This is a genomic window from Mesorhizobium sp. M0244 (assembly GCF_040321795.1).
Lineage (GTDB): Bacteria > Pseudomonadota > Alphaproteobacteria > Rhizobiales > Rhizobiaceae > Mesorhizobium.
The window spans coordinates 60,007-86,217 of record NZ_JAMYSE010000017.1 but is presented as its reverse complement, the minus strand read 5'-3'; the positions used below and the strand labels follow the sequence as shown (position 1 = coordinate 86,217).

27 protein-coding genes are annotated in these 26,211 nt (G+C 61.3%); 15 read left to right on the top strand and 12 right to left on the bottom strand.

Features of this window, described 5'->3' with window-relative positions; all coding sequences use genetic code 11:
* Positions 1-438: 438 nt before the first annotated feature.
* The 3 genes from NKJ08_RS13965 to NKJ08_RS13955 form a co-directional block, all read right to left on the bottom strand.
* Complete coding sequence (locus tag NKJ08_RS13965) at positions 439-1,107, bottom strand: FMN-dependent NADH-azoreductase (protein WP_352530134.1); 669 nt, start codon at positions 1,105-1,107, stop codon at positions 439-441.
* A gap of 362 nt (positions 1,108-1,469) precedes the next feature.
* Complete coding sequence (locus NKJ08_RS13960; RefSeq protein WP_352530136.1) at positions 1,470-2,141, bottom strand: LysR substrate-binding domain-containing protein; 672 nt, start codon at positions 2,139-2,141, stop codon at positions 1,470-1,472.
* Positions 2,138-2,668, bottom strand: a complete 531-nt coding sequence (locus NKJ08_RS13955) for a LysR family transcriptional regulator (protein WP_352781984.1) — start codon at positions 2,666-2,668, stop codon at positions 2,138-2,140. Before NKJ08_RS13955 ends, NKJ08_RS13960 begins: the two co-directional genes overlap by 4 nt.
* Before the next feature lie 97 nt (positions 2,669-2,765).
* On the opposite strand from NKJ08_RS13955, the gene NKJ08_RS13950 reads away from it, so the two are divergent.
* Positions 2,766-3,725: a DMT family transporter gene (locus NKJ08_RS13950; RefSeq protein ID WP_352530161.1), complete on the top strand. Its 960-nt coding sequence runs from the start codon at positions 2,766-2,768 to the stop codon at positions 3,723-3,725.
* Positions 3,726-3,793: 68 nt separating this feature from the next.
* Here NKJ08_RS13950 and NKJ08_RS13945 read toward each other — a convergent pair whose 3' ends face one another.
* Positions 3,794-4,990, bottom strand: a complete 1,197-nt coding sequence (locus tag NKJ08_RS13945; RefSeq protein WP_352781983.1) for an ROK family transcriptional regulator — start codon at positions 4,988-4,990, stop codon at positions 3,794-3,796.
* Between the two features lie 143 nt (positions 4,991-5,133).
* On the opposite strand from NKJ08_RS13945, the gene NKJ08_RS13940 reads away from it, so the two are divergent.
* From NKJ08_RS13940 to NKJ08_RS13885, 12 genes are all read left to right on the top strand, one after another.
* Entirely contained in the window at positions 5,134-6,399 is a 1,266-nt protein-coding gene (locus tag NKJ08_RS13940; protein WP_352530141.1) for an ABC transporter substrate-binding protein, read from the top strand.
* A gap of 57 nt (positions 6,400-6,456) precedes the next feature.
* Positions 6,457-7,389, top strand: coding sequence for a carbohydrate ABC transporter permease (locus tag NKJ08_RS13935; RefSeq protein WP_352530143.1), 933 nt, complete (start codon positions 6,457-6,459; stop codon positions 7,387-7,389).
* A complete protein-coding gene (locus tag NKJ08_RS13930) occupies positions 7,382-8,302 on the top strand; it encodes a carbohydrate ABC transporter permease (RefSeq protein ID WP_352530145.1) in 921 nt (306 codons plus the stop codon). The genes NKJ08_RS13935 and NKJ08_RS13930 overlap by 8 nt, the downstream gene beginning before the upstream one ends.
* A 10-nt stretch (positions 8,303-8,312) precedes the next feature.
* The gene (locus tag NKJ08_RS13925; RefSeq protein ID WP_352530147.1) at positions 8,313-9,410 is read left to right on the top strand and encodes an ABC transporter ATP-binding protein; all 1,098 of its coding nucleotides are present in this window, start codon (positions 8,313-8,315) and stop codon (positions 9,408-9,410) included.
* Between the two features lie 4 nt (positions 9,411-9,414).
* Positions 9,415-10,188: an SDR family NAD(P)-dependent oxidoreductase gene (locus tag NKJ08_RS13920; protein WP_352530149.1), complete on the top strand. Its 774-nt coding sequence runs from the start codon at positions 9,415-9,417 to the stop codon at positions 10,186-10,188.
* 37 nt (positions 10,189-10,225) lie between these two features.
* A complete protein-coding gene (locus tag NKJ08_RS13915; RefSeq protein WP_352530151.1) occupies positions 10,226-11,227 on the top strand; it encodes a sugar phosphate isomerase/epimerase family protein in 1,002 nt (333 codons plus the stop codon).
* Positions 11,224-12,036 (top strand): SDR family NAD(P)-dependent oxidoreductase, encoded by an 813-nt coding sequence (locus tag NKJ08_RS13910; RefSeq protein WP_352530153.1) that lies wholly within the window; start codon positions 11,224-11,226, stop codon positions 12,034-12,036. The genes NKJ08_RS13915 and NKJ08_RS13910 overlap by 4 nt, the downstream gene beginning before the upstream one ends.
* A 202-nt stretch (positions 12,037-12,238) precedes the next feature.
* Complete coding sequence (locus NKJ08_RS13905) at positions 12,239-13,486, top strand: ABC transporter substrate-binding protein (RefSeq protein WP_352530155.1); 1,248 nt, start codon at positions 12,239-12,241, stop codon at positions 13,484-13,486.
* Between the two features lie 4 nt (positions 13,487-13,490).
* Complete coding sequence (locus NKJ08_RS13900) at positions 13,491-14,444, top strand: carbohydrate ABC transporter permease (protein WP_352530157.1); 954 nt, start codon at positions 13,491-13,493, stop codon at positions 14,442-14,444.
* Positions 14,445-14,451: 7 nt separating this feature from the next.
* A complete protein-coding gene (locus NKJ08_RS13895) occupies positions 14,452-15,267 on the top strand; it encodes a carbohydrate ABC transporter permease (protein ID WP_352776757.1) in 816 nt (271 codons plus the stop codon).
* Between the two features lie 22 nt (positions 15,268-15,289).
* Entirely contained in the window at positions 15,290-16,624 is a 1,335-nt protein-coding gene (locus tag NKJ08_RS13890) for a sulfatase family protein (RefSeq protein ID WP_352524486.1), read from the top strand.
* A gap of 68 nt (positions 16,625-16,692) precedes the next feature.
* Positions 16,693-17,688: a LacI family DNA-binding transcriptional regulator gene (locus tag NKJ08_RS13885; protein ID WP_352524487.1), complete on the top strand. Its 996-nt coding sequence runs from the start codon at positions 16,693-16,695 to the stop codon at positions 17,686-17,688.
* A gap of 12 nt (positions 17,689-17,700) precedes the next feature.
* Here the strand turns inward: NKJ08_RS13885 and NKJ08_RS13880 are convergent, their stop codons facing one another.
* The 3 genes from NKJ08_RS13880 to NKJ08_RS13870 form a co-directional block, all read right to left on the bottom strand.
* Positions 17,701-18,141: a DUF2267 domain-containing protein gene (locus NKJ08_RS13880; RefSeq protein WP_352524488.1), complete on the bottom strand. Its 441-nt coding sequence runs from the start codon at positions 18,139-18,141 to the stop codon at positions 17,701-17,703.
* Positions 18,142-18,377: 236 nt separating this feature from the next.
* Positions 18,378-18,512 carry a hypothetical protein gene (locus NKJ08_RS13875; protein WP_352524490.1) on the bottom strand — a complete coding sequence of 45 codons (135 nt, stop codon included), beginning with the start codon at positions 18,510-18,512 and terminating at the stop codon, positions 18,378-18,380.
* 29 nt (positions 18,513-18,541) lie between these two features.
* Positions 18,542-18,700: a hypothetical protein gene (locus NKJ08_RS13870; RefSeq protein ID WP_352524491.1), complete on the bottom strand. Its 159-nt coding sequence runs from the start codon at positions 18,698-18,700 to the stop codon at positions 18,542-18,544.
* Between the two features lie 238 nt (positions 18,701-18,938).
* Here NKJ08_RS13870 and NKJ08_RS13865 point away from each other — a divergent pair, with 238 nt between their 5' ends.
* A complete protein-coding gene (locus NKJ08_RS13865) occupies positions 18,939-19,310 on the top strand; it encodes a VOC family protein (RefSeq protein ID WP_352524493.1) in 372 nt (123 codons plus the stop codon).
* 76 nt (positions 19,311-19,386) lie between these two features.
* Here the strand turns inward: NKJ08_RS13865 and NKJ08_RS13860 are convergent, their stop codons facing one another.
* The 5 genes from NKJ08_RS13860 to NKJ08_RS13840 form a co-directional block, all read right to left on the bottom strand.
* Positions 19,387-20,583 (bottom strand): glycoside hydrolase family 172 protein, encoded by a 1,197-nt coding sequence (locus NKJ08_RS13860; protein WP_352524494.1) that lies wholly within the window; start codon positions 20,581-20,583, stop codon positions 19,387-19,389.
* A 24-nt stretch (positions 20,584-20,607) separates the two neighbouring features.
* Positions 20,608-21,450, bottom strand: a complete 843-nt coding sequence (locus NKJ08_RS13855) for a carbohydrate ABC transporter permease (RefSeq protein WP_352781982.1) — start codon at positions 21,448-21,450, stop codon at positions 20,608-20,610.
* On the bottom strand, positions 21,443-22,378 hold the full coding sequence (locus tag NKJ08_RS13850; RefSeq protein WP_352524497.1) for a carbohydrate ABC transporter permease: 936 nt from the start codon (positions 22,376-22,378) through the stop codon (positions 21,443-21,445). Before NKJ08_RS13850 ends, NKJ08_RS13855 begins: the two co-directional genes overlap by 8 nt.
* Positions 22,379-22,397: 19 nt before the next feature.
* Complete coding sequence (locus tag NKJ08_RS13845; RefSeq protein WP_352524696.1) at positions 22,398-23,753, bottom strand: ABC transporter substrate-binding protein; 1,356 nt, start codon at positions 23,751-23,753, stop codon at positions 22,398-22,400.
* Positions 23,754-23,826: 73 nt separating this feature from the next.
* Positions 23,827-24,831 carry a LacI family DNA-binding transcriptional regulator gene (locus NKJ08_RS13840; protein WP_352524498.1) on the bottom strand — a complete coding sequence of 335 codons (1,005 nt, stop codon included), beginning with the start codon at positions 24,829-24,831 and terminating at the stop codon, positions 23,827-23,829.
* 908 nt (positions 24,832-25,739) lie between these two features.
* Here NKJ08_RS13840 and NKJ08_RS13835 point away from each other — a divergent pair.
* Entirely contained in the window at positions 25,740-26,189 is a 450-nt protein-coding gene (locus NKJ08_RS13835) for a hypothetical protein (protein ID WP_352524500.1), read from the top strand.
* The last annotated feature ends 22 nt before the right edge of the window (positions 26,190-26,211 follow it).

The window sequence follows — 26,211 nt, the reverse complement described above, 5'->3', positions numbered from 1 at the left end:
TAGCCAGCTGTTGGGACGTCCAAATCGACGTCCATTTTGCCGTCTGCTCCCACGTAGGCCCTCCGTCTCTCGCGATCGGGGGGATTCTTCGCACATTCACCTCATGCCCCGCACGAGGGGAGCGGCGTGGCGCTTACCTATAACTTGCAAAGGAGTCGAGTTAGCAAATGAATTCAGTGGCCGCACTGTATTGGCGGTATCCCTCTCCCGCTACCAAAATTCTGATTGTACGGCCCGGGGACATGGGTAACAGAACGTACCTAAGACATGTGTGACAACCTCGTGCCGAACGGGTTGTCGATGGCCTGCAAGGTCCTCTGTTCCAGGTCGTTATATCCCAAATCATAATGCATGAAGCTTACGAGCCAAATGCCATCGTCGACCTCCTTGCTTCCGAGCCTTTGACCGGCAAGCACGGTGGGTATTACGAACGGGCAATCAAGAAGCAGCCGCATAAGCGACGTGCGGAACCGACAACCGATCGACAAGAGCCGGAATTGCGGCATGCGCGGCCGCGATCGATCTGACATGCCGGTCACCGCCGAATTCCTGATACTCAATCCCGATATGATGCATATCATCGACGCCGAGATAGTGCTTGATGGCTCGCAGATGGGTGTCGAGATGATTCATATGGCCGCGAATGCCGCCCGGCTCGAAACCGAATTCTCCGCAAGAACTCAGGAGCACCAGTGTTTTATCCGAAAGCACCGGCTCCAACGGGAAGTCCCCTCGCCCAAGATCGAAGGTGAACGTCTTGTTGACGCGGACGACCTGATCGACCCATCCCTTCAAGGCCGTGGGCATGCCATAATTGTACATCGGCGTGCCCAGGACGATGATGTCCGCTGCTTCGAGTTCGGTGATCAGCGTATCGGAAAAAGCGATCAATTGTCGCTGGTCCTCGGTAAGCTGTTCGGGTTTGGCGAAGACGGCGGCGATCCACGGTTCTGTCGTGGCCGGGGGCGGATTTGCGCCGATATCACGCCGGATGACCCTGTCGCCGGGGTTACGCGCCATCCAAGCTTCGATGAACTTTGCGGATAGAGCCCGCGAAAGCGAGCGCGAGACCCGTGCGCTGGCGTCAATGTGAAGAATAGTAGCCATTGTGATCTGCTCCAATTTGCATTTGCCGCAGACCTATCAGACACATGCACGATGGACGCCCGATTTGATTTGAGCCGACGGCTGAATAAAATCATCGGCATGCCACTCAAACGAAAGCCGCCGCCTGGTTGAGCCCGACGGCTCCTCAGACAGCGGCGCCCGTCGCGCGGACGGTATAAAGCGATTGCCGACGGTGTTGTCGCAAGTTGGTTCCGTCTAAGGTCTCACGCGGTCCCCTCGCCGTGGCCCGGACGCGTTTCCTGTCCTCGAAAGGCTTGCCAATATCGAATGCTGCCTGCGCCAAGAAACACGGCAAAACCTATCAAAAATTGTCAGGCGATGAAGCGAGGATTGCTCAGCTGTCAGGTGAGCGGACCGGATAGCACGGTTTGATCTTCAATAAGTTCGCCGGCGCGACTATCGCGGAAAACGTCGGCCTCCTCGAGCAGCCATTCCCGGAACGCCGCCACCCTTGGATTGCTAGCGCGGGTTTCGGGGCAGATCAGGTAATAGTTCTTGTTGGGGAGCATTACGGGAGACGCCAATGCCAGATGGCCTTGCACGATATCATCAGCGGCGGCAATCAACCCTACCAGCGCAAAACCGTTACCGTCGATCGCCGCCTGTATGCACATGTGCTCATCACTGTAGACCGCGCTGGCTGGAACATGGACACCATCCAGACCGACCGCGTGAAACCAGGTGGACCAGTTTGGATCGCGTTTGGTGAATCCCGACCATTCATAGTGAATGAGCGGACCGCGCGAAACGGCCGCCGCATAGTCGCCCGGAGATGTACCCACGAGCAGCGAGGGGGAACAAACCACGGCGGCCTTGTCCGACAGCACCCAAACCGTGCTCAAGTCGGTGTAATCACCGAAGCCGTAACGAATAGCGAGATCGAAGTTGTGGCGTGTGAAGTCGACAGTCTCGTCGGACCCGCTCACCTTGATGACAATGTCCGGATGGCGTTGCCGGAACCGGCTCAATCGCGGCATCAGCCATTTGGTGGCAAAAGAGGTCGTCGTTGTCACTGACAACTCGCCCGTCGCGGTGGCGTCGCCGACTTCCTCTGAAGCCAGTTCAAGATAAGAAAAACCCTTTCAACCAGCGGAGCATAGGTTTCGCCTGCTTTGGTCAGGGAAAGTGACCGCACAAGGCGGTTGAAGAGCTTACGCTGGATGCGCTCTTCGAGCAGCTTCACCTGATGGCTGATTGCCGTCGGGGTAACATGCAGTTCTTCCGCCGCCTTCTTGAAACTGAGGTGCCTGGCAGCGGCGTCGAACGCTTGCAGGCTCTTGAGGGGAGGCAGCCTATTCACGATCCACTCGCATCGGTTCAGCCGGTAGGTTTTTAGCCGCTCTGCCTTAGGGGAACGACGTTCCGTCAAGAGGACCGGCCGGTCGTAGGAGGGCAGCTGGTCCACCCGTACCTTCTGGCTGGCCGTCGTATGACAGGATCGTACAAGGGCGGCAATTTCATGCAAGGGCGCAAACCAGGCGTTTTGCGTGGAACGCGTGTGTTCCAGCCATTGCTCGACCGTGAGCGGCAGGACCCGCAATGACCCACCGTTTTGGATTAGATTGGTAAAATAGCTGTTGTTGCTGCTCGGCAAGATGCAGCAAATTTGCTAAAGTCTGCGGTGGGAGGAGACGGACATCCAATCGCTGCCGATAGCACATCCAAGTGTAGCGAAGGCGACACCCGGCGCATCGCTTCCGCTCGCCTATTCCCTCGCGACGTTCTGCTGGCTCCTGTCGGCCGGCGTCTACATCGCCGCCAAGTGGGTTGCCCCCGAGATGCCGCCTTGGGCGCTCTGCTTCTGGCGGCTGACGCTCGCCTGCGCGATCCTGCTGCCTATCGTCCATCACCATCACGGGGCGATGCTCGTGCTGATCCAATCCCGCGCGATCGAGGTGCTGGTCATCGGCGCCATCGGGTTGGCCCTGTGTCAGGGCATGATCTACACGGGCCTCAACTACACCAACGCGACAACCGCCGGCATCATCATGGCGCTGTCGCCGATCATGACCATGGTGCTTGCCCGCTTCGTGCTCGGGGAGCCCCTCGGTGTCTGGAAGGCGCTTGGAGCGCTGCTCGCTCTGATCGGGATGGTGGTGATCGTGGCGCGCGGCGACCTTGCCGCGCTGATGCAGCTGCAGTTCAATCCCGGCGAGTTGTGGATCGTCGGCAGCGCGTTTTGCTGGGGCCTCTACACCGTGCTGCTGCGTCGCTCCAAATTCGCTATCGAGCTTCTGCCGATGGTGGTCCTGCTGCTGGGAGCCGGCGCGCTGGCCGCACTGCCCCTCTATCTCTGGGAACTGTTTTCCGGGGATCGTTCGGCGCTGCATGCGAACGGCCTTCTGGCTCTCGCCTATATCGCTGGCCCGGGCGGCGCTCTGATGTACTATCTCTATAATCGTAGCGTCGAGACGCTTGGCGCCGGGCGCGCCAGCATGCTGCTCTATCTGCAGACTGCCTTCGTCGCCGTGCTCGCTTATCTTTTCCTTGGCGAAAGCTTGCACGACTACGATCTCGCCGGCGCCGCCTTTATCGTCGCCGGCCTGCTGCTCGCCACCGCGATCAAGCCGAGGCAGCGCACAATGCGTGTCGCGTAGGCAACATCAGCACCGCCGCTTCGGCCAGCAACTCGCAACGTCAGAGCACCGCTCGAAACAAGGCCGGATCATTGAAGACGGCTGTTGTGGCGCAGCACGAGGCCGACCGCACCGAGCAATGCATCGTTTTCCGTGTGCTTGCCAACGATTATCCGCGTGCGCAGCGCGGGCGCGACATCGCGGGACTTGATCAGCGTGTGGCGTTCATATGACGCGATCAGTGGTGCCAGGAGAATGTCGCCCGCCAAGGCCATGCGGCCGCCGATGATGATGAGTGGCGGATTGAGCACCGAACCGATCAAGCCAAGACCGCGGCCGGCGAACTCGGCGGTATCCTCGATCATCCGCAGCGCCCTCACATCGCCCTGCTCTGCCATCATGATCACGTCGTCCATCGTGACCGGCCGCCGCACGATGCGCGAAATCTGATCGAGCGGCCGGGCAAAGCTGGCATAGAGCTCCAGGCATCCGCGATTTCCGCACCGGCAAAGATCGCCGCCGGGATCAATGCTGATGTGCCCGAATTCGCCGGCGCCGCCGGCGATGCCGCTCACCAGCCGGCCATGCTGGACAATGGCCCCGCCGACGCCCAGATCGATCTTGAATAGTACGAAATCGTCCTGGCCGACGGCCGCGCCCCACATCAACTCCGCAATGGCCGAGCAGTTGCTTTCATTGTCGGCAAAGATCGGCTGTTCGAGAACCGGCCCGAACACATCGCGGATGTTGACCCCGGCCCAGGTCGGAACGATACTCGCGCGCAGCACCACTCCTTCGCGGCTGACAGGGCCCGAGACGGAGACCCCAACCCCCAGGAGCCCCGCCATCGGCAGACCGTTCTCTTCGTAGCATTGGGCAATCACTGACTTGGCGAGCTGAGCCGCCTGTTGCGGCTGGTAGTCCAGACCCATGGGAATAGTTTGTTCGGCAATGAAAGAATGCGAAACGTCGGCAACGACGCACCGCATCTCGTCGAGGGCCAGATGGATGCCGACGCAGGTGCCTGCGGCGGGATTGAGCGTCAATGTCGCGGCAGGCCTGCCGATGCCCCTGGCCCCGTCATGATGGGCCGAGGATTCGATCACCATTCCGGACTTTTTCAAGCCATTGAGCGCGGTTGAAACCGTCGACCGCGCCAAACCGGTGATGTGCGTGATCTGCGACGCTGAAAGCACGCCGCGCTCACGCAGGCATCGGACGATCAGGCTCTCCGGCGATGCGGACGGCCTGTCGATCAACCAATTTCTAAGCGAAGGTTTGTTCATGATGAGCACAAAGGACGTTGACTGATAGCCCAAATATGTCATCTTGGAAAGAACGGAGATTACTGCATCTCACCGGCCACGACCTCAAATCGCGGGCCACAAGCGGTCGATACGAACCGTGCATCACATATGGGAGTGAAACGATGAAATATCTGAGGACGGCCCTTGTGGCCGCAACGGCCTACACCTTTGTCGCGGGCGCAGCGTTCGCGGAGCCCAAGACCAACCTCTTGCATCAATGGGCGACCGGATCGGACGCCCAGGCTATTGCCAAGCTCGGCGAGATGTTTACCGCCAAGGGTGGCACCTGGCAGCAGACCTCCATCGCAGGCCATACGGCCAATACCCTGGCCAAACTGCGTGCCGACGTGATCGCCGGCAACGCACCTCCCGCTGTGCAGCTCAAGGGGCCCGAGATCGCCGAATGGAACGAGACGGGCATGACAGCCAATCTCGACGAACTGGCCAAGGCGGAAAATTGGGAGAAGGTCGTCGCTCCCGAATTGCTGCCGGTGATGAAGCCGACCGGGAATTGGGTGGCGGCGCCGATGAACATTCACCGCATCAACTGGCTGTGGGCGTCGCCGAAGGTCATGAAGGACGCAGGCGTTACCGAGGTGCCGAAGACATGGGCGGAATTCAACGCCGCCTGCGACAAGATCGTGGCCAGCGGCAAGATCTGCATTTCGCACTCGACCGCCGACTGGACCGACTCGACCGTCTTCGAAGTGGTCGTGTACGGTCAGGACCTCGATCTCTACAAGAAGGCCTTCGTCGAGGGCGACGTCGACGCCATGCGCAGCGACGGCATGGTCAAGGCCTTCGAGCAGTTCCGCATCATGACCTCGAAGTACATGGACCCCGGCATGAACGGGCGTGATTGGGATACCATGTCGCATCTGGTCGGCCGCGGCGAGGCCGCCTTCCACATCATGGGGGACTGGACGATCGGCCTGCTGACCGCCGGCGGCTTCAAGGAGGGCACCGACTATGTCTGTGCCCAGGCGCCGACCGATTGGGGCAAGCCGGGCTTCATCCTGAATTCAGACTCGGTCGTGTTCTTCAAGCAGAAGGACCCGGACTACATTGAGGGGCAGAAACTGCTCGCCAGCATCATCCTGTCGCCCGAGTTCCAGACCATTTTCAATCAGACCAAGGGCTCCATCCCGGCGCGCCTCGACGTCGATCTTTCGAACGGCTTCAATCCCTGCCAGCAACTCTCGCAAAAGGATCTGCAAGCCTCGATCGCCGCCGGCACGCTCGTCCGTTCGATGGCGCACAACATGACGGTCCCGCAAAAGGTCCGCGGCGCAATGATGGATACCATCACCGAGTTTGTAGCGACGCCGGATATGAGTGCGCAGGACGCCGCCAATGCGATGGCGGATGCGGCCGAAGCGCAAAAGTGAAGCTGCCGATGATGGCCGGGGGCAAAGCGCCCGGCCTGACTTCGCCGGAGCAGCCCGATGTCCACCCATGATCTGATTGTACCAGCTGCCGCGGCCCGTCCGTGGCGCGAGCGCCTGGGCACGATGGTGCCCATTCTGGTGCTGGCGCCGTCGATAGCGGCGAGTTTCGTCTATGTTTTCGTCTTCACGCTGTGGACGCTCTATATTTCGCTGTCGAACTCGTCGCTGTTGCCGACCTATGGGTTCGTTGGCCTGGACAACTACGCTTCGCTCTGGGCAAACCGGCGCTGGAACATCGCCTATACGAACCTCTTCCTGTTCGGCGGCTTCTATATCGTTGGCTCGATGGCGGTCGGCCTGCTGCTCGCGATCGCTATCGACCAGCGCGTCCGCGGCGAAGCGGTTTGGCGCACCATCTTTCTCTACCCTCTGGCGGTGTCGTTCATCGTCACCGGTACGGTGTGGAGCTGGCTCTATAACCCTGTCGACGGTATCCAGGGCTTCGTTCGGGGGCTCGGCTGGACCGACTTCAGCTTCGCCCTGACGGCCAACCGCAACACGGCGATCTATGCGGTGATCATAACCGGTATCTGGCAGTCGTCCGGCTTCGCGATGGCACTTTTCCTGGCTGGTCTGCGGTCGGTCGATCCGGATCTCGTCAAAGCCGCGCAAATCGACGGCGCGTCGGTTTTCCGGACCTATCGGCGGGTCATCCTGCCAACCATCGCCCCGATATTCCTGGCGGTGGCGGTCATTCAGATACAGTTCGCCATCAAGACGTTCGACCTAGTGGCGGCGTTGACGCGGGGCGGGCCAGGTGTGTCCACCACCTTCCCCGCCATCTACGTCTACGACCTGATGTTCCAGCGCGGGCAAATCGGCGAGGGTGCCGCCGCGGCCATGATGATGCTCGCAGCGGTCGCGGTGGTGCTGGTGCCGTACTCCTTGTGGATCGTCTGGCGCAGGCGGGCGGAGGGCCGCAATGGCTGAAATTAGCCCCGATGCCCGCCGCTTTGATCCGGCCCGCCCTGATCCGGAAGCTGCCGCGGCTACGCGCCGGCATTTCTGGAGCCGCTTCCTTGTCTATGCCGTGCTGACGCTTTTCGCGGTCGTCTATCTCGTGCCGTTGCTGGTGGTGATCTTCAACTCACTGCGCGAGCAGTCGGAGATTGCCCGCAACGGCCTCATCTCCGTGCCTCGCAGCTTCCGCCTCGACGCGTGGGCGCAAGCCTGGGGAACCTACTGCGTCAGCGGTACCTGCGAGGGCATGAAGCGCAATTTTTTCAACTCGCTGGCGATGACGATCCCCGCCACGATCATCTCGACCATTCTCGGCGCCATGAACGGCTACATCCTCTCCAAATGGCGCTTCCGGGGTTCCGAACTGATCTTCAATCTGATGCTGCTCGGCGTCTTCATGCCCGGCCAGATTTCGCTGATGCCGTGGGCGTTCCTGCTCGGCAAGCTCGGCCTGACCAATTCCACATACGGGCTGGTGTTGATCCACGTCGTCCAGGGCATCTCGTTCACGACCCTGTTCTGCCGCAATTTCTACGTCAGCATACCGGACGACCTTATCAAGGCGGCTCGCATCGATGGCGCCGGGTTCTGGCGAATCTTCCGCAAGATCATCCTCCCCCTGTCGCCGCCGATTCTGATTGTCACCGTCATCTGGCAGTTCACCGGCATCTGGAACGAGTATCTGTTCGGCGTCGTCTTCACATCGGGCCAGCAGCAGCCGATTACGGCGGCGTTGGTCGCGCTCACGGCCGGCGGCACGACCGCGCGTGCTTACGATGTGATGAGCGCCGCCGTGCTGATCGGCGCGCTGCCACCGCTGCTGATCTATCTGTTCGGCGGAAAATACTTCGTGCGCGGCCTCACCCAGGGCGCCATCAAATGAGGCGTCGTCCATGTCCGCGTTGATGATCCGCAACCTTCACAAGAGCTACGGCTCGCTCGAGATTCTTGCCGGCATCAATCTCGAGGCTAAGACCGGCGAATTCATCGCCCTTGTCGGCCCGTCGGGCTGCGGCAAGTCAACCCTGCTCGCTATGATCGCCGGTCTGGAAACCGTCACGTCGGGCGAGATCTGGATCGGCGACCGGCTGGTGAACTCGGTGCAACCCAAAGACCGCGACATTGCGATGGTATTCCAGTCATACGCCCTCTATCCGACGATGACGGTGCGCCAGAACATCACCTTCGGCATGGAGAGCCGCGGCGTGCCAAAAGCGGTGCAAGCAGAAGCTGTACAGCGGGTTGCCGCCCTCCTGCAGATCGAACAGCTGCTTAAACGCAAGCCCGGCCAGCTTTCGGGCGGCCAGCGGCAGCGCGTAGCGATGGGGCGCGCCCTCGTACGCGACCCAAAGCTGTTTCTGTTCGACGAGCCCTTGTCCAACCTCGACGCCAAGCTGCGCGTCGACATGCGTACCGAAATCAAGAAGCTCCACCATCGCGTCGGCAAGACCACGGTCTACGTCACCCACGATCAGGTCGAGGCGATGACGCTCGCGTCCCGCATCGCGGTGATGAACCAGGGCTCGGTGCAGCAGTTCGACACGCCGAAGCGGATCTATGACCGGCCGACCAACATGTTCGTTGCCGGTTTCATGGGATCGCCGGCGATGAATTTCATTCCCGCCCGGTCTACCGGCTCAACCAGCATCTCGGTACGCGCCGCTGACGGCAGCGACGCTAGTCTTGTCCTCGCCGCGCCGCTGCCCGCCGGTGCGCCAAAGGACGTCGTGCTCGGTATCCGGCCGGAACATATCTACCGTTTCACGACGGACCTGAAGTCGCGGAAACCGGCTGTGGCGTCCATGCAGGCGCCGGTCGAGTTGGTCGAGCCGACCGGCGCCGAGACGCTTGCCGTCCTCAGGCTGGGTGATCTGGAGATCACCGGCCGTTTCGAGCCGGACGACGCTCCCGTCATGGGCGAGACGATAGTGCTCGGCATCGACATGTCGCGTGCCTGCCTGTTCGACCCAACAACCAAGGCGCTTCTGTGATTTGATGTCCGTACAATTCGCAACTTATCCCAGCTTGACCGATCGGGTCGTGCTGATCTCCGGCGGCGCCTCCGGGATCGGAGCCGATATGGTCCGCGCTTTCGTGGCGAATGGCGCCCGCGTGGCCTTTCTCGATGTACAGGATGAACCCGCGGAGGCATTGCTGCGCGAGCTCGGTGCTGCCGCCGGGCGAGCCCCCTTGTATCTCCATTGCGATGTGACCGACGTCGATGCGCTGCAGGCGTCGGTAGAAGGCGTGCGATTGCGGCTTGGTCCGGTCGCCGTCCTGGTGAATAACGCTGCCAATGATCAGCGCCATCCCATCGACGCGGTGACGGCCGAATATTGGGACCGCAGCTTCGACGTCAATCTCCGGCATCACTTCTTCGCCGCGCAGGCAGTGCATCCGCATATGAAGGAACTCGGCTTCGGCTCGATCATAAACTTCTCCTCCATCGCCTGGCGTTTCGGAGCGGACCAGATGGTGACCTATGCCACCGCCAAGGGGGCGGTGGTGGCCCTGACGCGTGCGTTGGCGCGGTCGTTCGGACCCGACGACATCCGCGTCAATGCGGTCGAACCCGGCGCCGTCATGACCGAGCGGCAGCGCGAGTTGTGGTTCAAGACGCAGGAGGCAGTCGACCAGACGGTGCAGCGACAATTGATCCGCCGCGTCCTCCTGGGCGAGGAGATTGCACGGACGGTGCTCTTCCTGGCAGCGGATGACAGCCGCATGATCACGAAACAGTCCATCACCGTCGATGCCGGCCTGCGATAGTGACCCCTCCCCGCTCTTCATTGGAACTGCCAAGCTGATGCTTCGTCTCGGCCTCAACCCCTACGGACTGACCTACTATCTCGGCCTGCAGGGCCGCGGCACGCCGCGGCACAATTCGGCCGGGGTGGGGCTGGAGGGCTTCATAGCACTGGCGCAGGAACTGGGCGCACGCACGCTCGAGATCTACGAACCTTGGTTGAGCGACTTGCCGGACGCCGAAATCGTCGCCCTGCGCAGGCGTCTGACCGCGCTTGACATCGTCCCGGTGGTGAGCGGCGGACTTCTCGTGGCAGGTCCGCTGGACAACACCTTTCGGGCTGCGCGCCTGCTCGAAGCGACGACGATCCGTATCGCGCTGACGCCCGTCCTGTGCGGCGACCGCAACGCATGGGGCCAGAAATGGCGCGAGTTCAACGCGATGATCCGCGCTGCCTTGACGGAATGGGGACCGCGGGCGGCGGCGGAGGGCCGGGTGCTCGGCATCGAGAACCATCAGGACTTCGGCAGCGACGAACTGGTCGCGTTTTGCGAACTCGGCGGGCCGGGTGTCGGCATCACCTACGACACCGGCAACACCTTCCCCGTCGGCGAGGCGCCGCTTGCCTTCACGCGACGGATCGCGCCGCATGTCCGCCACCTCCACCTCAAGGACTATCGCGTGCAGTTCACGGATGAGGGCTATCGTCTGGTCCGCTGCGCGATCGGGGATGGCGCCGTGCCTTTCGCCGAACTGGCAGCCATCCTTGGCGAGCACCACGACACGCTGACGGCCGTGCTCGAGCCAGGCGCGCTGGAGGCCCGTCACGTTCGCTGTCTCACCGACGACTGGTGGAACGGATATGCGCCGAAGACCGCACGCGAGTTCGCGGCCTGCCTGAGTGCTGCGCGCGTAAACCGGCTTGCGGACGACGCCGACTACCGCACGCCGTGGGAGCGCGATGATGACGGCGCGCTCGCTTCGTATGAGCTCGACATGATCCGCCGCAGCACCGCCAACATGAAGACGTTCGGTTTCATTGCAATGGAGAAATCAGCATGACCACCCGAGAACTCAGCGGCCTGACGGCCTTCGTCACCGGCTCGGGGCGCGGCCTCGGCCGCGTGATGGCCGACCGCCTGGCCGAACTCGGCGCAAACGTCGCGGTTCACGACCTCGACTGGACCCGGCCATCTCAATACGCCGAATTCGCGGATCTCGGCGACTCCGCCAAGGGTCTGGAGAAGCATGGGACGCGGGTGACCGCGGTCACGGGCAACATCGGCGACAAGCAGGCCGTCGCCGAAATGAAGAGGAAGATCGAGGCGGATCTCGGCGACGTGCACATTCTGGTCAACTGCGCCGGCGGCGACATCGGCGCCAAGGGGGTAAAGCCCAGTCCCAACAACGCACTCGACATCGACTACGACGACATCAAGGTCCTGACCGAGAACAACCTCATCGGCACGATGCTGGTCTGCCAGGCGTTCGTTCCGCCGATGGTCAAGCGTGGCTCAGGCTCGGTGATCAACATTGCCTCGGCGGCAGCGCATATCGGATGCTCGCCCGAGGTGGTCTACTCGACGCTTAAGGCAGCCGTCGTCCATTATACGCGCTGCCTCGCCAAGGAATTGATCGACGATGGCGTACGCGTCAATGCGGTGAGCCCTGGCGCCACCAAGACGGCACGGTTCCAGGCGAGCCGCGTGGTCGATCCGCAGCGCATGGACTCGAGCAAGAAATCGCTGAACCGGTATGCGGAGCCTGAAGAGATCGCCGAAGCGGTGGCCTTCCTCGCCGGTCCGCGCGCGCGCTTTATCAACGGGCAGGTCATCCGCGTCGACGGCGGTTTCACAATCTTTCCAGGTTAAGCCGCGACCGTCCATACCGGTACCGGTAGCAACTTCGCCATCGCGCGCTGCAGATAGCTCCGCCCGAGTTCGGCCAGAACCAATGCACTGCATTACACTCGGAGCTTGACAAAAACTGCAATATAGCGGGTATATTAATCGAATAATATGGCGCGCCGTCCATTGATAGGAAGGCGGGTGGCAAACCTGGGAGGAGACCAAGATGAGCCGCTACAATCCAGTCGGATTCCTGCACGGCATGGTTTTGGGCGCGGCCCTGGCGACCGCGACAGCGGCCCATGCCGAGACCTTGACGCTCTATTGGAATGCCGGCCACGCCTATCAAGCCTATGCCGATGTAATAGCGAAGTTCGAGGCCGATCATCCCGGATGGTCGGTGCAGTGGGAGAAATTCCAGTGGCCGGATATGCGCACCAAGCTGGTGGCGGATTTTGCAGCGAAGAGCCCGCCCGATCTCGTCGCCGAACCCGGCGGCTGGGTGCAGGAGTTTGGCCAGCGCAATCTGCTGCGGCCGCTAAACGACTTCATCCAACAAGACGGCAAGGCGATCGGCTATCCCGACGATTGGCAAGCCTATTCGGTCGGGCGCAACAAGCTCGGCGACCAGTACTATGGCGTCCAGATCCACCTCACCTGCGCCACCCTCGTCTACAACGTCGATATGCTGAAGCATGCGGGCTTCGACGCGCCGCCGGCGACCTGGGAAGATTTCCTGAAGGTCGCCAAAGCGACGACGAGCGGTGCCCGTTTCGGCTTCGCTCCCAACCCCAGCATCGGATACTACTGGTCGTGGCTGCTGCAGAACGGCGCGACCTATTACGACCCCAAGACAAACAAGGTCAATCTCGACAGTCCCGAAGCGATCGCGGCGATCCAGTTCCTTGCCGACTTGATCCATAAGGAAAAGGCAGCCACCAATCCGGTGGCGGGCGCTGATTACGAGGGTCCGCAAAAGCTGTTCACAGCCAACCGGGTCGCCATGATCATTACCGGTCCGTGGGACGTGAAGCCGATCCGCTCGGGCAACCCGAAGCTCAACTGGGCGGTTGCTCCCTCACTCAAGCACAAGGTGCAGGCGACGTTCGCAGGCGGCGTCAGCGTGATGATCCCGAAAGACGCCAAGCACCCGAAGGAAGCCTGGGAATTGTTGAAGCGGCTCGTCGCGCTCGACACGGAACTAGCGGCTACCAAGGAAGCGGGCATGACGATGCCGCGCAAATCCTGGGCCGAAAACGCCGAGGTTCAAGCCGATCCGGTCATCGGCAGCTTCAGCAAATGCCTGCCTTACGCGCAAGACGTCACCGCCGACCTGCGCCTCACCGGCAAGCACGCGCGAATCGAGAAGCTCCTGCAAAGTGCGCTCGAGGATATCGTCTATAATCAGAAGCCAGCAGCTGAGATCATGCCGAAATTCGCGGCCGAGGCCAACGTCATCCTGGCCAACAACTAGGCCGATGATTGTCAGCGGCAGCACCGATACGGCCGGCACGGACATTCGCGTCGGCGCCATACCGATCCGCCGAGCCGGCCGCTTCAGCCGCCGCACACGGCAAACGCTTATCGCTTACCTGCTGCTGTCGCCCGCGATCCTGTATTTCTCGGTCTATTTCTTCTATCCGATAGGGCTGGAGTTTTGGGCGAGCCTGTACAGCGGCCAGCCGCTGATCGGCGAGAGCCAATTCGCCGGACTGGACAACTACGTTGCTGCCCTCGGCGACGCGCGCGTTCGGCAGTCGCTCTTCGTGACGTTGGCCTTCGCGATAGGCGTCACCGCGGCCAGCATCGCCATTGGCCTCGGACTGGCGGTCGTGCTCAACCGGCCTATCCCGGGACGCACTCTGATCCGCGCAATCATCTTCTTTCCCTATATCACCTCCTTCGTGATCGTCGCGTTGATGTGGCAGGCAATCCTCGATCCCTACACGGGCATCTTGAATAGCTTCCTTGCCGAGCTTGGCCTGCCGACGCAGAATTGGCTCGGCGACACCTCGACCGCGCTGCCGACCCTCATCGCCATCACGGTCTGGAAGGATGTCGGCTATGCCATGCTGATCTACCTTTCCGCGTTGCAGTCGATCCCGTCCGACTTCTATGATGCCGCATCCCTCGACGGCGCCACGCCGGCGCAGCAGTTCCGCTATCTGACCTGGCCGCTGCTGACGCCGACCACGCTCTTCATCGCCGTTGTCAGCACGATCAGCCAGTTGCAGGAGCTGGCGCCGGCCTATCTGATAACTAAGGGCGGACCGGCCGACGCGACACGGTTCTTCAGCCTGCATGTGTTCGAGGCAGCCTTCTTCGAACTCAACATCGGCTACGCCTCGGCGCTGTCTTTCCTGATGTTCCTGCTGATCCTGGCCATCACCTTCGTTCAGTTCCGTCTGCTCAATCGCGAAACCACCTATTGAGGTCGGCATGAAACTGGCGAAAACGCTCCCGACCTACCTGCTGCTGCTCTTCTGCGTGGCGCTGTCGATCTTTCCGTTCCTCTATATGCTTTCGCTGTCGCTGCAGAGCGATGCCGATGTCTTCAGCGGCATTCCGATTCTGATCCCCGAGACGTGGCAATTCACGAATTACATCGACATCTGGCAGAAGGCGCCGTTCGCGCGTTTCACGCTCAACAGCTTCATCATCGCCGGCGGGATTACCGTCCTCCATCTGATCTTCGACCCATTGATCGGCTACGTCTTCGCCAAGATGGAATTCGCCGGCAAGCGCGTCATGTTTGTCGCGGTGCTGTCGACATTGATGATCCCGTTCTTCATCCGCATGATCCCGCTTTATGTGCTCACCGCGCGGATGGGATGGCTCAACACCTATCAGGGCCTTATCCTCCCATTTGCCATGAGCGCCTACGGAATCTTCCTGATGCGGCAGTTCATCCGTCCGATTCCCGACGAGTTGCTTGACGCCGCGCGGATGGACGGCTGCTCGGAGCTCGGCCTTTACTGGCGCATCGTGCTGCCGCAGGTCCGTCCGGCGCTGGCGACGCTGGCCCTCCTCACCTTCGTGTTCCAGTGGAACGAATTTCTCTGGCCGCTGGTCGCCGTCAACACCACCGAGATGCGGCCTATCACGACGGGGCTGACGCTTTTCAACCAGGAATTCTTCACCCAGTGGAACCTGACGGCGACGGGCGGGGTCATTCTCTTCATCCCGAGCCTGCTGCTGTTCCTCTTCACGCAGCGCTACTTCGTCCGCAGCGTGATGCTGGCAGGCATGAAATAACCATTCGGAGCCATTGCATCCCATGATGTCCCGCCGACCGAACGTGATCGTCTTCTTCACCGACCAGCAGCGTTGGGACACCGTCGGCGCCCACGGCAACCCGCTCGAGCTTACGCCGAATTTCGACCGCCTCGCCGGGACCGGCACGTTCGTGGCGAATTCGTTTACGTGCCAGCCCGTTTGCGGACCCGCCCGCTCCGTCTTCCAGACGGGGCGGTACCCGACCACAACCGGCTGCTACCGCAACGATATTCCACTGCCGACGAGCGAGCGCACGCTGGCGCATCATTTCGCCGCGGCAGGCTACGACACCGCCTACATTGGCAAATGGCACCTGGGCTCCGCCGAGCCGGTGACCCAGGAAGAGCGCGGTGGCTACCGCTACTGGCTCGCCTCCAATATCCTGGAGTTTACCTCCGGCCCCTTCGACACCGTCGTCCACGACAATGACGGCAGGGCGGTGAAGCTGCCGGGATACCGCGTCGATGCTCTTACCGACGCAGCGATCCGCTACGTCACCTCTAAAGAAGACGAGCCGTTCTTCCTGTTCCTGTCCTTCCTCGAGCCGCATCACCAGAACCAGACGGACAACTACCCTGCTCCGCTCGGATACGAGGAGAGGATCCGCAGAAAGCTCGCCATCCCCGGCGATCTCGCAGCGCTTGGCGGCACGACAGCCGAGCATTTTCCCGGCTATCTGGGTATGGTCGCACGCCTTGACGAGGCGTTTGGACGGCTGATCGAGGCGCTCTACAGTCTTGGCCGGCTTGACGACACGATTATCCTTTTCACCTCCGACCATGGATGCCACTTCAAAACCCGCAACAACGAATACAAGCGCTCCTGTCACGAGGCGTCGATCCGCGTACCGACACTTTTTCATGGACCCGGCTTCGAGCGCGTCGGCATATATGACGGGCTGGTCAGCCTCGTCGATCTCGCGCCGACCCTGCTCGCCGCGGCCGGCCTGAAAGTGTCCAATTCAATGCAGGGCGTCTCGCTGCTCGACGCGCTACGGGGTGAACGGCCGCCGCGCGACGAGATCTTCATTCAAATCAGCGAGCACCATGTCGGCCGCGCCTTGCGCACCAGACGGTGGAAATACGAGGTCGAGGCGCCGGGAAAAGACGGCTGGCGGGATTCCGGCAGCGATTTCTATGTCGAGGCGAGGCTCTACGACCTCGATAGCGATCCGAACGAACTGACCAATCTCATAGCTTCGCCCGATCACACAGAGACGCGTGCATGGCTGCGGGGCCGCATCGTTGCCCTTATGGAGGAGGCCGGCGAGGCAAGGCCCGAGATCCTTCCCGCCGGGCACGGAAATTGGAATGAAATCCGGATGAGCGACAGCTGAGCATGTCGCCTCGCGCTGCTGACCCAACGATGCACGAGAGAAACGTCAATCGGAGGAAAGCGCCGACCATGGCCGATGTTGCCCGGCGCGCCAATGTATCGACCGCTGCCGTGTCTTACCTGCTCAGCGGCGACAGCGCGCGCCTGAAATTCGTCGGCAAGGAGGCGCGGCAGCGTATCCTCGAGGCCGTCGCTGAGCTCAACTACGTGCAAAACCGCACCGCGCGGCAGCTGCGCCGCCAGCAGGCCGAGCGAATCTGCCTTGTACTGCCTCGTCTCGGCGTGCCGTTCAGCGACCGGATCGCGCAGGATATCCAATCGGCGGCGGCGCTGAGGGGATTTTCGACAATTATCACTGCGGGTGACAACATAGAGCGAACGGACAGGATCGTGCGCGAGGTCGAGAGCGGGCTGGCAGACGGCGTTATCGCCGACTGGCAACATCTCTCAGAGCCCGAGGTGATGCTTTTAGCCGCACGCCTGGCGGTCGCGGGCCGGCCGGCCGTGATCTTCCACCCGACCATCGAGCCGGCAGGCTTCTCGGTTGTGCGTCAGCATACCGGCAAGGCCGTCTTCGAGGCACTCGACTACCTCTATCAAGCCGGCCATCGCTGCATCGCCTATATGCTGCATGAGCAAGCGGTGGACGGAAGCCGTCTCGCCGCCTATCGCAGCTTCCTGCAAGCACGCGGCCTTCCGCTGCGAGCCGACCTAGTGATCGGCGGTGCAGAAGCGCGCAAGGCTGCCTTTGCCAATGCCACGGCGCTGGCCGCCCGCAAGGATCGGCCGACCGCGCTTTTTGTCGAATCCGATCTTGCAGCCGTGACCGCCCTGCACGCATTCGAGGAGGCCGGCCTATCCGTGCCCGGCGACATTGCAGTCATCGGCTGCGGCAATATCGACGAGGGTGAATTCAGTCATCCGGCATTGACCACGGTCGGCCCCGAGACCACCCACTACGAGCGTCTTGCCGATCATCTGATCTCACTGATATCGGCAGTGCCGGGCGCAACGCCCACCCTTTTTAACGTTTCGTGGCAGCTGGTCCGTCGCGCATCCGCATGAGCGGGACCGCCGCTACTTGACGCCAACGCTTTCAGGCCAGAGCGCCTGGATTTCTTTTGGCAGCGCATCCCGCACCTTTGCCGACTGGCCAAGGTCGATATGGCGTGCAAGCACACGCAACACCGAGCGTGCCGCATCCTCGGGATCGACAGGACGGGTCGATTTCAATTCCTCGGCGATGTGTTGCAGGAACTCCTCCAGCGAGCGTGTCTTGTCGGGCATGTCGGCGGGCCGATAGCGATCATAGTAGGCGCCGCGCACGAGCAGCGGCAATTCCGCTCCCAATTTGGCGGCCAGTCCGATCTGCAGCCTGTCCCGAAGGGTTCGCAGAACGGCGCCCAATGTATGCCAGGCGACGTGTCGGTCCGGACCAATATCCGCCATGATCTCGTCGAGCCAGATGTTTGTTATTTGAAGCGTTTTGTCAAAAACGTCCAAGCCGGTTGCGCTCATCGTCGCCTCCTCGAAAGGTTCTGCGGGCGAAACGGCGACCGGAGGCAATTGTTTCGTAGTCCTGTGAAAATTGCCCGGCAAAGCGATGAAAGCCGGTTCGGTCGGGGAGCCTTTTGCGTCAGGTCTGCTCGACGCTCTGCATCTGCCGGATTTCGGCGATCTGTCGGAAGCGGCCGTTTTCGACCACGTTGAGTGCAGTCACAGCGGCCAGATTGTCGCCCTTTTTTCATCCCACCTTACGGGCTCGCGATAGGCGATGCCCTTGCCATGACGGCAAGGCCCGCGATGCCGCCGTTCGCGTTCTGCTCGTCGATGGCGAGTTCGATCGCCTGCTTCATCTCGATGCCAAGCGCCGCCGCGTTCCCAAACAATGGGGGCGCCGATCCCGATCCGGACTGCTTTAGGCGGCGCGTTCACCACAGGCCCTGCTTGGCGCCTCGGCTTCGCTGCCGAGGATCTCGCCAGCTTCGGCGAGCGTCTCTTCCAGGCGACGCAGCTCTTCGAGCGTCAACGGCGCGCGTTCATTGTATCCGGCGATCTGCGTTCCGATATCCGGCATGAAAGTCGTCCTTGCTGATCCGAAATGCGTCTGTTTCCCGTCTAACTGAGCTTGCGCTTATCGGTTCCGAACGCCACGTCAGCTGGCAATCAAGGCCAGTCGTCACATTGGCGGAACCCGGGCATCTCTTGACTGGCTGACTGGCCCGGGCTGACAATGGCATCGAGAAGATAGCGGGATGGGAGTGCGGCCAACGGTGCTCTGCATCGCCTGGCTACTAAGCTGCGAAAGGCCTGACATGGATTGGAAGCTGGAACTGGTCCCGGTACCCGTAACGGATGTCGACAATGCAATCGCCTTTTATGTTGGGAAGGTCGGCTTTCATCTCGATCATGATCACACGGTAAGCGACGAGCTACGTTTCGTGCAATTGACGCCGCCCGGTTCGGCCTGTTCGATTGCCATGGGCAAGGGTATCGTCGACAGCACCCCAGGCTCCATAAGGGGACTGCAACTGGTCGTGCCCGATATCGATAAGGCGCACCGGCACCTCGCCGCTCAAAGTATCGAGGTCAGCGATATCAAGGATTTTCCTTGGGGCAAATTTGTCTTCTTTAAGGATCCCGACGGCAACACATGGTCTGTCCAGCAACTTCCACCTCGTAGCTGAGGCGGCGAGCTACGGCAGGATCGTGCCCCGACGCAGATAGCGCGGGATGCGCGGTTCAATTTGAACGCATCCCGCTTTAACGCCTCTTCTCGTCGAAGGCGGCATTCCAATTGTGATAAGGCGCGCGAAAGGTGGGGATGCGGTCCTTGACATCGGCAAGTGCTCCGAACGGCTTGTGCGGTTCGGCCTGATACCAGAAGGCGACCGACGAGATGTCGTCCGCGCGGCGATTGGCGTGACCGTGCTCGATGGTCACCCGGATGCGTTTGTGAAAGATGACCGGGTCTTCTATGTGCCAGCGATAGAGCGTTACCGGCTCGGTCCAGTTCGGCCCGCCGGCAGCGATGATGCCGTGATAGGGCGCGCTGTAGTCCTGTGTCGGGCACCATGCCGTGTTGAAATAATCCTCCGTGCCGGTGCCGTGTAGAGTCGGCGGCCAGGCATCGTTGGCGTCGGGGCTGGTCTCGCCACGATCGCCGATCAGTTCGGCCTTCGGCCCGATACGCGGATCGGGCTTGCGCACCGTATCCGGGACCGAAATGCCTGGCTCGCCGTCGACGAAGATCATGTCGTCGCCCTCGCCGTACCAGTCCCATAGAGCGGAGCGGCGGCGCGAATACACCGAATAGAGCACGCCGACATAGTGGCCGTGACCTTCCGCCTCCAGGATGGCGTAGTTGCCCTTCCCGTCGGTGTTTTCACCGCCAAACAGGATCTGCTCGTTGGCGAGCCCCGTCTCGTCGATGCCATCAGGTCGCTCCTGCCTGTACTGGGCATGGAAGCGACCCAGGCCCTCCTCTAGTTTTTCATGCAGTTCGAGATCGACATAGTAATAGAAAAGCAGGTCGTCCTCGGCTTCGTTGGTGACGATGAACCGCATCTGGCTGGCAAACGGCATCGGAAAATAGCAGTTGAAGGCCTTGCCGTCCTCGGGGCTTGCCTGCACCGGCAGGCTGGCAAAATTGCGGGTGCGGGCATGCCCCATGCCGAAGAAGTCACCGATCGGCGTTTCGATGCTTGGATGTTCCTCGCCATCCCAGTAAGCGCGCAGCACGATCTTGCGCAGGAAGTCCTCGCTCTTACAGGCGAGTGTCGCCCAGATATGCGTGACGATGCCGGCACCGTCATGCTCGGCAATCACCACCGTCTGGCCGGGTTCTATATGCAGCCGGTCGTCATTGCCGCCGGTGCGGTCGTAGCTTGAAAACCGGCGGGTTTTGGCGTCGCGCAATTTGGCGAGCCCGCGAAGCGGCGACAGGCCGGCGTTGTCCATGTGGTTCTCCTCTTGCTTCAGCAGTTATTTCAGGCCGCTTGTCTTGATGGATTCCATGATCTGGCGCTGGAAGATCACGAAAAGGACCAGCATCGGCACGGCGACGATGGTCGAGGCGGCCATGACGTAATTCCAGGCGGCGGCGTACTGGCTCTTGAAGTTTGCGATGGCAACCTGCACCACCCAGAGATCGAGGTCCGATGTGATCGTCAGCGGCCACAGGAAAGCGTTCCAGTTGGCGAGGAAGAACAGGATCGCCAATGCCGACAGGATCGGCCGGCTGAGCGGCAGGATGATGCTCCAATAGATGCGCCAATAGCTGGCGCCGTCCATGATCGCCGCTTCTTCCAGTTCCCTCGGCAGGGACAGGTAGTATTGTCTGAGCAGGAAGATGCCGAATGCGTTGAAGATCGCCGGAATGATCAACCCGGCATAGCTGTCCAGCATGTGCAGCATCCGCGTCAAGATGAACAGCGGCACGATGATCACCGGCAGCGACACCAGAAAGGTCGAGAACATGGCGAGGAACAGCGTGTCGCGGCCCGGAAAATGCAGCCGTGCGAGCGAATAGCCGGCCATCGAATGGAAGAACAGCGCCGCGACGGTCACCGTCGCCGATACGAAGAACGAGTTGAAGAGATAGCGCAGGAACGGCACCTCGGTCAGCACATAGAGGAAATTGCCGAGCGTCGGCCGTTCCGGAATGAGGCTCGGGGTGAAGACGTCGCTCGCTGGCTTGAGCGCGATGACCAGTATCCAGACGAGCGGGAACACGGTCATCAGGCCAAGCGCCGCGGTCGCCAGCATCCAGGCGAACCTCGCCGCTTGTATCTGCGAACGCGCGGAAGGAGTTCGGCTGTCAGTCATGCTCGAAACGCCCGCCGCGCGTCAGTATGAAGAAGAAGACCGTGACCAGCATCAGCGCCAGCACCAGCAGCGATGCCATTGCCGACGCATAGCCGAAGGCCCCGAACTGGAACGCCTGCTTGTAGATGTAGATGATCAGCACCGAGGTCGAATTGACCGGCCCGCCCTTGGTCATCACATAGATCAGGTCGAAGACCTGGCCACCGGCGACAGCCGCGACCAGCGAGACCAGGAGGACGAAGAAGCTGGTTGGCTTGAGCAGTGGCAAGGTAATGTACCAGAAGCTTGTCGCTGGCCCAGCGCCGTCGATTTTTGCTGCCTCGTAATACTCTGCCGGGATGTCCTGGAGCCCGCCGAGGAAGATCAGCATATAGAAGCCCATAAGGAACCAGACGCTGACCAGCACCAGGGTGAACAGCGCGAGATTTGGATCGCCGAGCAGCGAAATTCCGCTGAGGCCGACGAGCGGCGCCAGCCGGCTGACGATGCCGACCTTCTCGACCAGCATGAGCTGCCACACGAGCGCCACTACGACCAGGCTGACCATCTGCGGAGCAAAGAACATCGAGCGCATGACCGCGTTGAAGCGGTTGGTCTTCTGGACCAGAAGCGCCAGCCCCAGCCCGGCGACGTAGAGTGCCGGCACCAGCATCACGGCATAGGCCACGGTCACCTTCACGGACGACCAGAACAACGGGTCGCCCCACATGCGCCTGTAATTGCCGAACCCGACGAATCTATAGCCGCCGAAGCCGTTGACCTCGAAGAACCCGACAGCGAGCGAAAGCAGCATCGGCACGCCGACGAACACCAGCAGGCCGAGCGCATCGGGCAGGACGAACAGCCATGCGGCGTAGCGCTCCCTTTGCTTGGCGGTAAGGCCGCGAGCGGATTTGGCGCTCGCGGCCGGCGATTTCATCTGGTCCATGCGCATACTGGAAAGCGGCCTAAAGAATCGGCGCGCCGGAATAGGACGCGAGGAACGCGTCGAGTTGCTGACTGGCCGCCGTCGCCGCCTGCTGGGCATCGACCCCGCCAAGCTGTGCCGACTGGATGGCATCGGAGATGATCTTGTAGGCTTCAGGCGGAATCCGCGGTTCGGCACGCGTTCCCGGGTGGATCTCCTTGGCGAAGGTGCCAAACTTACCCGTGCTGAAGACATCGGCGCCGGCCTTCAGCGCGCTGTTTCGCGGCGGCATGTCGCTCTTGGCGACCGTGCACCAGTTGACGACACGGTCGACCGAGGCCTGATCCATCGAGGCCAGCGCCCAGGCGCAGAACTGGGCGGAAGCATCCGGGTTCTTGCCCCCGGCATTGGCGACGAAAGCCCAGCCGCCGCCGACGGTGACGTATTTGCCATTGGCCGGCGTCGGCAATTTGAAGATGCCGTAGGGCACATCCTTGGCGTTGTTGTCCATCGCCGAAATGCCCCAGATGCCGCAGTTCTGCATGGCGCACAGCCCCGCCCCGAGATTGGCGACGATGTCGAAACCGCCGCCGACCACCTGACGGGGCGCCACGCCGGTATTGATGGCATCCTGCCAGAGCTTCAGCGCCTGGACGGTGGCCGGCGAATCGAAGGCGCTCTTACCGTCCTTGCCCTGGAATTCGCCGCCGCCCTGCCACAGGAACGGATACCAGGTGAAGTTCTGATAGTAGCCGGGCGTCGTTTCGAACAGCACGCCATAGCGGTTGGGCGTCGTCAGCTTCTTGGCAACCGCCAACAGCTCGTCCCAAGTCTTCGGCACGTCGTTCTCGTTGAGCTTTGCTTCCTCGAACGCTTTGATCGAATAGTAGAAGGCCATCGGCTCGACCTCCATCGGCACCCCGTAGATCTTGCCGTCGACCATGCGGTTGGCGATGACGCTTTCCGGAAAATCGGCCTTGGCGGCGTCCTCGATATGCGGCGTCAGGTCGGCCAGCACGCCGCCATTGTAATAACGCAGGAAATCGCCGGGACTGATGAGGAAGATGTCCGGCCCCTCGCCCGACGCGAAGGCCGTCGCCAGCTTGGAGCCGGAGATGTATTCGCTGTTGACGACATATTCGAGATCAACCTTCTGGTCGTGACCGTCGTTCCAGTCGGCCACCAGCTTCTGGAACCACTGGACCTGCGGTTTCACGTCTCCGCCAGGCGCATAGAACTGCCAGAATTTCAACGGCGCTTCCTGGGCGCGCACGGCCATCCTGTTGATGAACGGGAAGCCTGTGAGGCCGGCGGCGGCGAAAGTGGCGCCGCCCTGGATCAGCCGACGGCGGTTGAGGCCGGCTGACAGCCGGTTGCGGGTCGTTTTGTCAGTCATCATTTCCTCCCTTTGGTGTTCTTCGGTCGAACGTTGGCGAAGGGACCTCCGTTCCCTCTGCCGGCATTTGGCGTCATGCGCTGTCGGATGGGCTCAACGCGCATGGGATCACTTCGGTGCGTGGCGCGCCCTCGACTTTGCCGCCCAGGCGTTCGAGCAGCATTTCCGTGGCGCGCTTGGCGAGCATTGTCGGGCTGTTGCCGACACGGGTCAGCTTCGGCCTGACATATTCGAGCTGAGGCAGGTCATCGAAGACCGCGACGGCCATGTCCTGAGGGATATTGACCCCATGGTCATAGAATTCAGTCAGCGCACCAGAGGCCATCAGATAGTTGGCGAAGAACATCGCCGACGGCAGGTTTCCGCCGTGCTTCTCCAGGAGCCAAGTGACCGCCTCCCGTCCTGACGGGGCAAGATAGCTTCCCTCGAACCGCAGATCGGCGGCGATTGGCGCGCCATTGTCGGCGAGCCCTTTTTCGAAGCCGGCGGCGCGCGCCATCGCCTCCTTGAAAAAGGATGGCCCGGTGACATGGGCGACGCGACGGTGGCCCCTCTTCGCCAGATACTCGCCCATCAGATAGCCGCCGCCGAAATCATCCAGCTGGACGCTGTCGACAGCATGGTTGGGGAGATGGCCGATGAAGACGGCGGGCAGATCGAGCCCGAGCAGTTCGCTGTGCATGCCATGCAGCGCGAAGTCGGCGACAATGACGCCGTCGACCCGCTTGCGCCCGATCTGGCGCAAATACTCGCGCCCGTGAACCTGTGAATGTCCGCCCGGCACGTCGGTGTTGAAGATCAGCATGTCGAGGCCGACCACTTCGAGCGTCGACTGCGCCGTTTTCACCAGCTCCGGATAGAACGGGTTGCGGATGTCCGGGATCAGCATCGCGACGATGTTGGTGCGGCCGGTGCGCAGGCTTTGCGCCTGTGGGTTCGGCGTGTAGCCGAGTTCGTCGATCGCCGCTTGTACGCGTTCACGCAGCGATTTCGACACCCGGTCGGCATGATTGATGACATGCGACACTGTCGTGCGCGATACGCCCGCTCGCGTGGCAACTTTGGAAATCGTGCTCATTAATGACAGGTTATGAGCACATGAATGCATTTGCAAATCGATTTTTAGGGTGGGCCTCGCAAAAAGGAGCCGTCAGGCGGATAGGCTGCACAATGACCAATAGAAAAAGGCCGGACTGTTAAGCCCGGCCAAGCGTGAAGGTCTATAACCTCCAGAGGGGAACGCGCCGGACGCAATGGGAGGAGACATCCGACGCAACTCGCATATGGGTCTGTACTGGTGACGTTTCAACGATATGGCAGTGGACCAACATCGCTGCTGCCATAGAGCCAGGAACGCAAAGCATTCGAAGGGACCGGTGGATCGCAGCCGCCCGGTGGATACAAAGGCCGCCGAACGCAGGGCTGGGTCCATTGCTCCTGGTATAGGACTTCAGTCTGTAGGCCTGTCGACCAAGGACCTGCACAGCCAAACTTTGGTCCGAGGCTGCTATCGCAAAAGCCCCAAATGCGAGAGTTTCAGGAACCGAGCTCCGATGACCCCGTTGCGATGCCGACTGTTACAGGAGGCCGCTATGGACCCGAGCGTTCACCAGGCGCGTTGGTTGCTTTTTCCGTTATTTGGCCTGTGTTTCGGGATCGCGGCCATTGGATTTATTGTTGGCTGACGGTGGGAAGTCGGCGCTATCGCCGAGACGCAACCAAAGGAAGGCAAAAGACTTGCGCAGTAAATAGTCCCTTCCTGCGCTAGCGAGACCCACCAGTTACCATCGTGGGACTGGTGGGTCTTGACGTCCCGGATGCAAACCATTGTTTTAGGCATGACACGAATGCGAACAGGAGGCAGTACGACATAGCCGTACGGTTAAGGGGATTTCCAATATGCGACTGGCAACTTCATCGATGACGACCCGGAGACGAAGGACCGGATCTTCACGAGGACGTCGTGTCGGCATTTCTGCAATCCCGTTGACCTTCATTCTCGTCGTGAGCCCCTATCGCATCGTGTTCGATGGACCGTCGCCGACGCTCGGCCCGCAAACTGCCTGTGCCAAAGATGGTGGGAACGGAAATGGCAACGGGAACGGGAACGGCAATTCCGGCAATCCGGGTGGAAACTCCGGCAATTCAAACTCGAATAGCAATGCGGGCAAGGGCAAAGCAAAGTCGCAGGAGGACAATCCCCCTGATCTGGCCCCTGTGGCAAACCCCGACAGCAAGCCAAAACTCTTCATCAACGCGACCACAGGAGACCGGGTCGAGGTGCGTGGGCCGAGCGTCGGCGTGGTGCATTCGAACGGCCTCAGCGAACGCATCGACAGCGGCCAATATGAAATGCGGGACGCCAAAGGCCGCACCATCATTCGGCGCCTGGCGACGCGTTCTGACCGGGACAGGTTGCTCGAAATGATCGATTGACGGCCAGTTCACATAGCCGTGC

What these genes read in the sequence shown, in the direction of transcription:
- NKJ08_RS13890 (WP_352524486.1), top strand. Translation starts at nt 15,290, where the DNA reads ATGATGTCCCGCCGACCGAACGTGATCGTCTTCTTCACCGACCAGCAG.
- NKJ08_RS13965 (WP_352530134.1), bottom strand. Translation starts at nt 1,107, where the DNA reads ATGGCTACTATTCTTCACATTGACGCCAGCGCACGGGTCTCGCGCTCG.
- NKJ08_RS13845 (WP_352524696.1), bottom strand. Translation starts at nt 23,753, where the DNA reads ATGACTGACAAAACGACCCGCAACCGGCTGTCAGCCGGCCTCAACCGC.
- NKJ08_RS13860 (WP_352524494.1), bottom strand. Translation starts at nt 20,583, where the DNA reads ATGGACAACGCCGGCCTGTCGCCGCTTCGCGGGCTCGCCAAATTGCGC.
- NKJ08_RS13840 (WP_352524498.1), bottom strand. Translation starts at nt 24,831, where the DNA reads ATGAGCACGATTTCCAAAGTTGCCACGCGAGCGGGCGTATCGCGCACG.
- NKJ08_RS13930 (WP_352530145.1), top strand. Translation starts at nt 7,382, where the DNA reads ATGGCTGAAATTAGCCCCGATGCCCGCCGCTTTGATCCGGCCCGCCCT.
- NKJ08_RS13945 (WP_352781983.1), bottom strand. Translation starts at nt 4,990, where the DNA reads ATGAACAAACCTTCGCTTAGAAATTGGTTGATCGACAGGCCGTCCGCA.
- NKJ08_RS13905 (WP_352530155.1), top strand. Translation starts at nt 12,239, where the DNA reads ATGAGCCGCTACAATCCAGTCGGATTCCTGCACGGCATGGTTTTGGGC.
- NKJ08_RS13855 (WP_352781982.1), bottom strand. Translation starts at nt 21,450, where the DNA reads ATGACTGACAGCCGAACTCCTTCCGCGCGTTCGCAGATACAAGCGGCG.
- NKJ08_RS13870 (WP_352524491.1), bottom strand. Translation starts at nt 18,700, where the DNA reads ATGCCGGATATCGGAACGCAGATCGCCGGATACAATGAACGCGCGCCG.
- NKJ08_RS13850 (WP_352524497.1), bottom strand. Translation starts at nt 22,378, where the DNA reads ATGGACCAGATGAAATCGCCGGCCGCGAGCGCCAAATCCGCTCGCGGC.
- NKJ08_RS13910 (WP_352530153.1), top strand. Translation starts at nt 11,224, where the DNA reads ATGACCACCCGAGAACTCAGCGGCCTGACGGCCTTCGTCACCGGCTCG.
- NKJ08_RS13940 (WP_352530141.1), top strand. Translation starts at nt 5,134, where the DNA reads ATGAAATATCTGAGGACGGCCCTTGTGGCCGCAACGGCCTACACCTTT.
- NKJ08_RS13925 (WP_352530147.1), top strand. Translation starts at nt 8,313, where the DNA reads ATGTCCGCGTTGATGATCCGCAACCTTCACAAGAGCTACGGCTCGCTC.
- NKJ08_RS13900 (WP_352530157.1), top strand. Translation starts at nt 13,491, where the DNA reads ATGATTGTCAGCGGCAGCACCGATACGGCCGGCACGGACATTCGCGTC.
- NKJ08_RS13895 (WP_352776757.1), top strand. Translation starts at nt 14,452, where the DNA reads ATGAAACTGGCGAAAACGCTCCCGACCTACCTGCTGCTGCTCTTCTGC.
- NKJ08_RS13885 (WP_352524487.1), top strand. Translation starts at nt 16,693, where the DNA reads ATGGCCGATGTTGCCCGGCGCGCCAATGTATCGACCGCTGCCGTGTCT.
- NKJ08_RS13920 (WP_352530149.1), top strand. Translation starts at nt 9,415, where the DNA reads ATGTCCGTACAATTCGCAACTTATCCCAGCTTGACCGATCGGGTCGTG.
- NKJ08_RS13915 (WP_352530151.1), top strand. Translation starts at nt 10,226, where the DNA reads ATGCTTCGTCTCGGCCTCAACCCCTACGGACTGACCTACTATCTCGGC.
- NKJ08_RS13935 (WP_352530143.1), top strand. Translation starts at nt 6,457, where the DNA reads ATGTCCACCCATGATCTGATTGTACCAGCTGCCGCGGCCCGTCCGTGG.
- NKJ08_RS13880 (WP_352524488.1), bottom strand. Translation starts at nt 18,141, where the DNA reads ATGAGCGCAACCGGCTTGGACGTTTTTGACAAAACGCTTCAAATAACA.
- NKJ08_RS13865 (WP_352524493.1), top strand. Translation starts at nt 18,939, where the DNA reads ATGGATTGGAAGCTGGAACTGGTCCCGGTACCCGTAACGGATGTCGAC.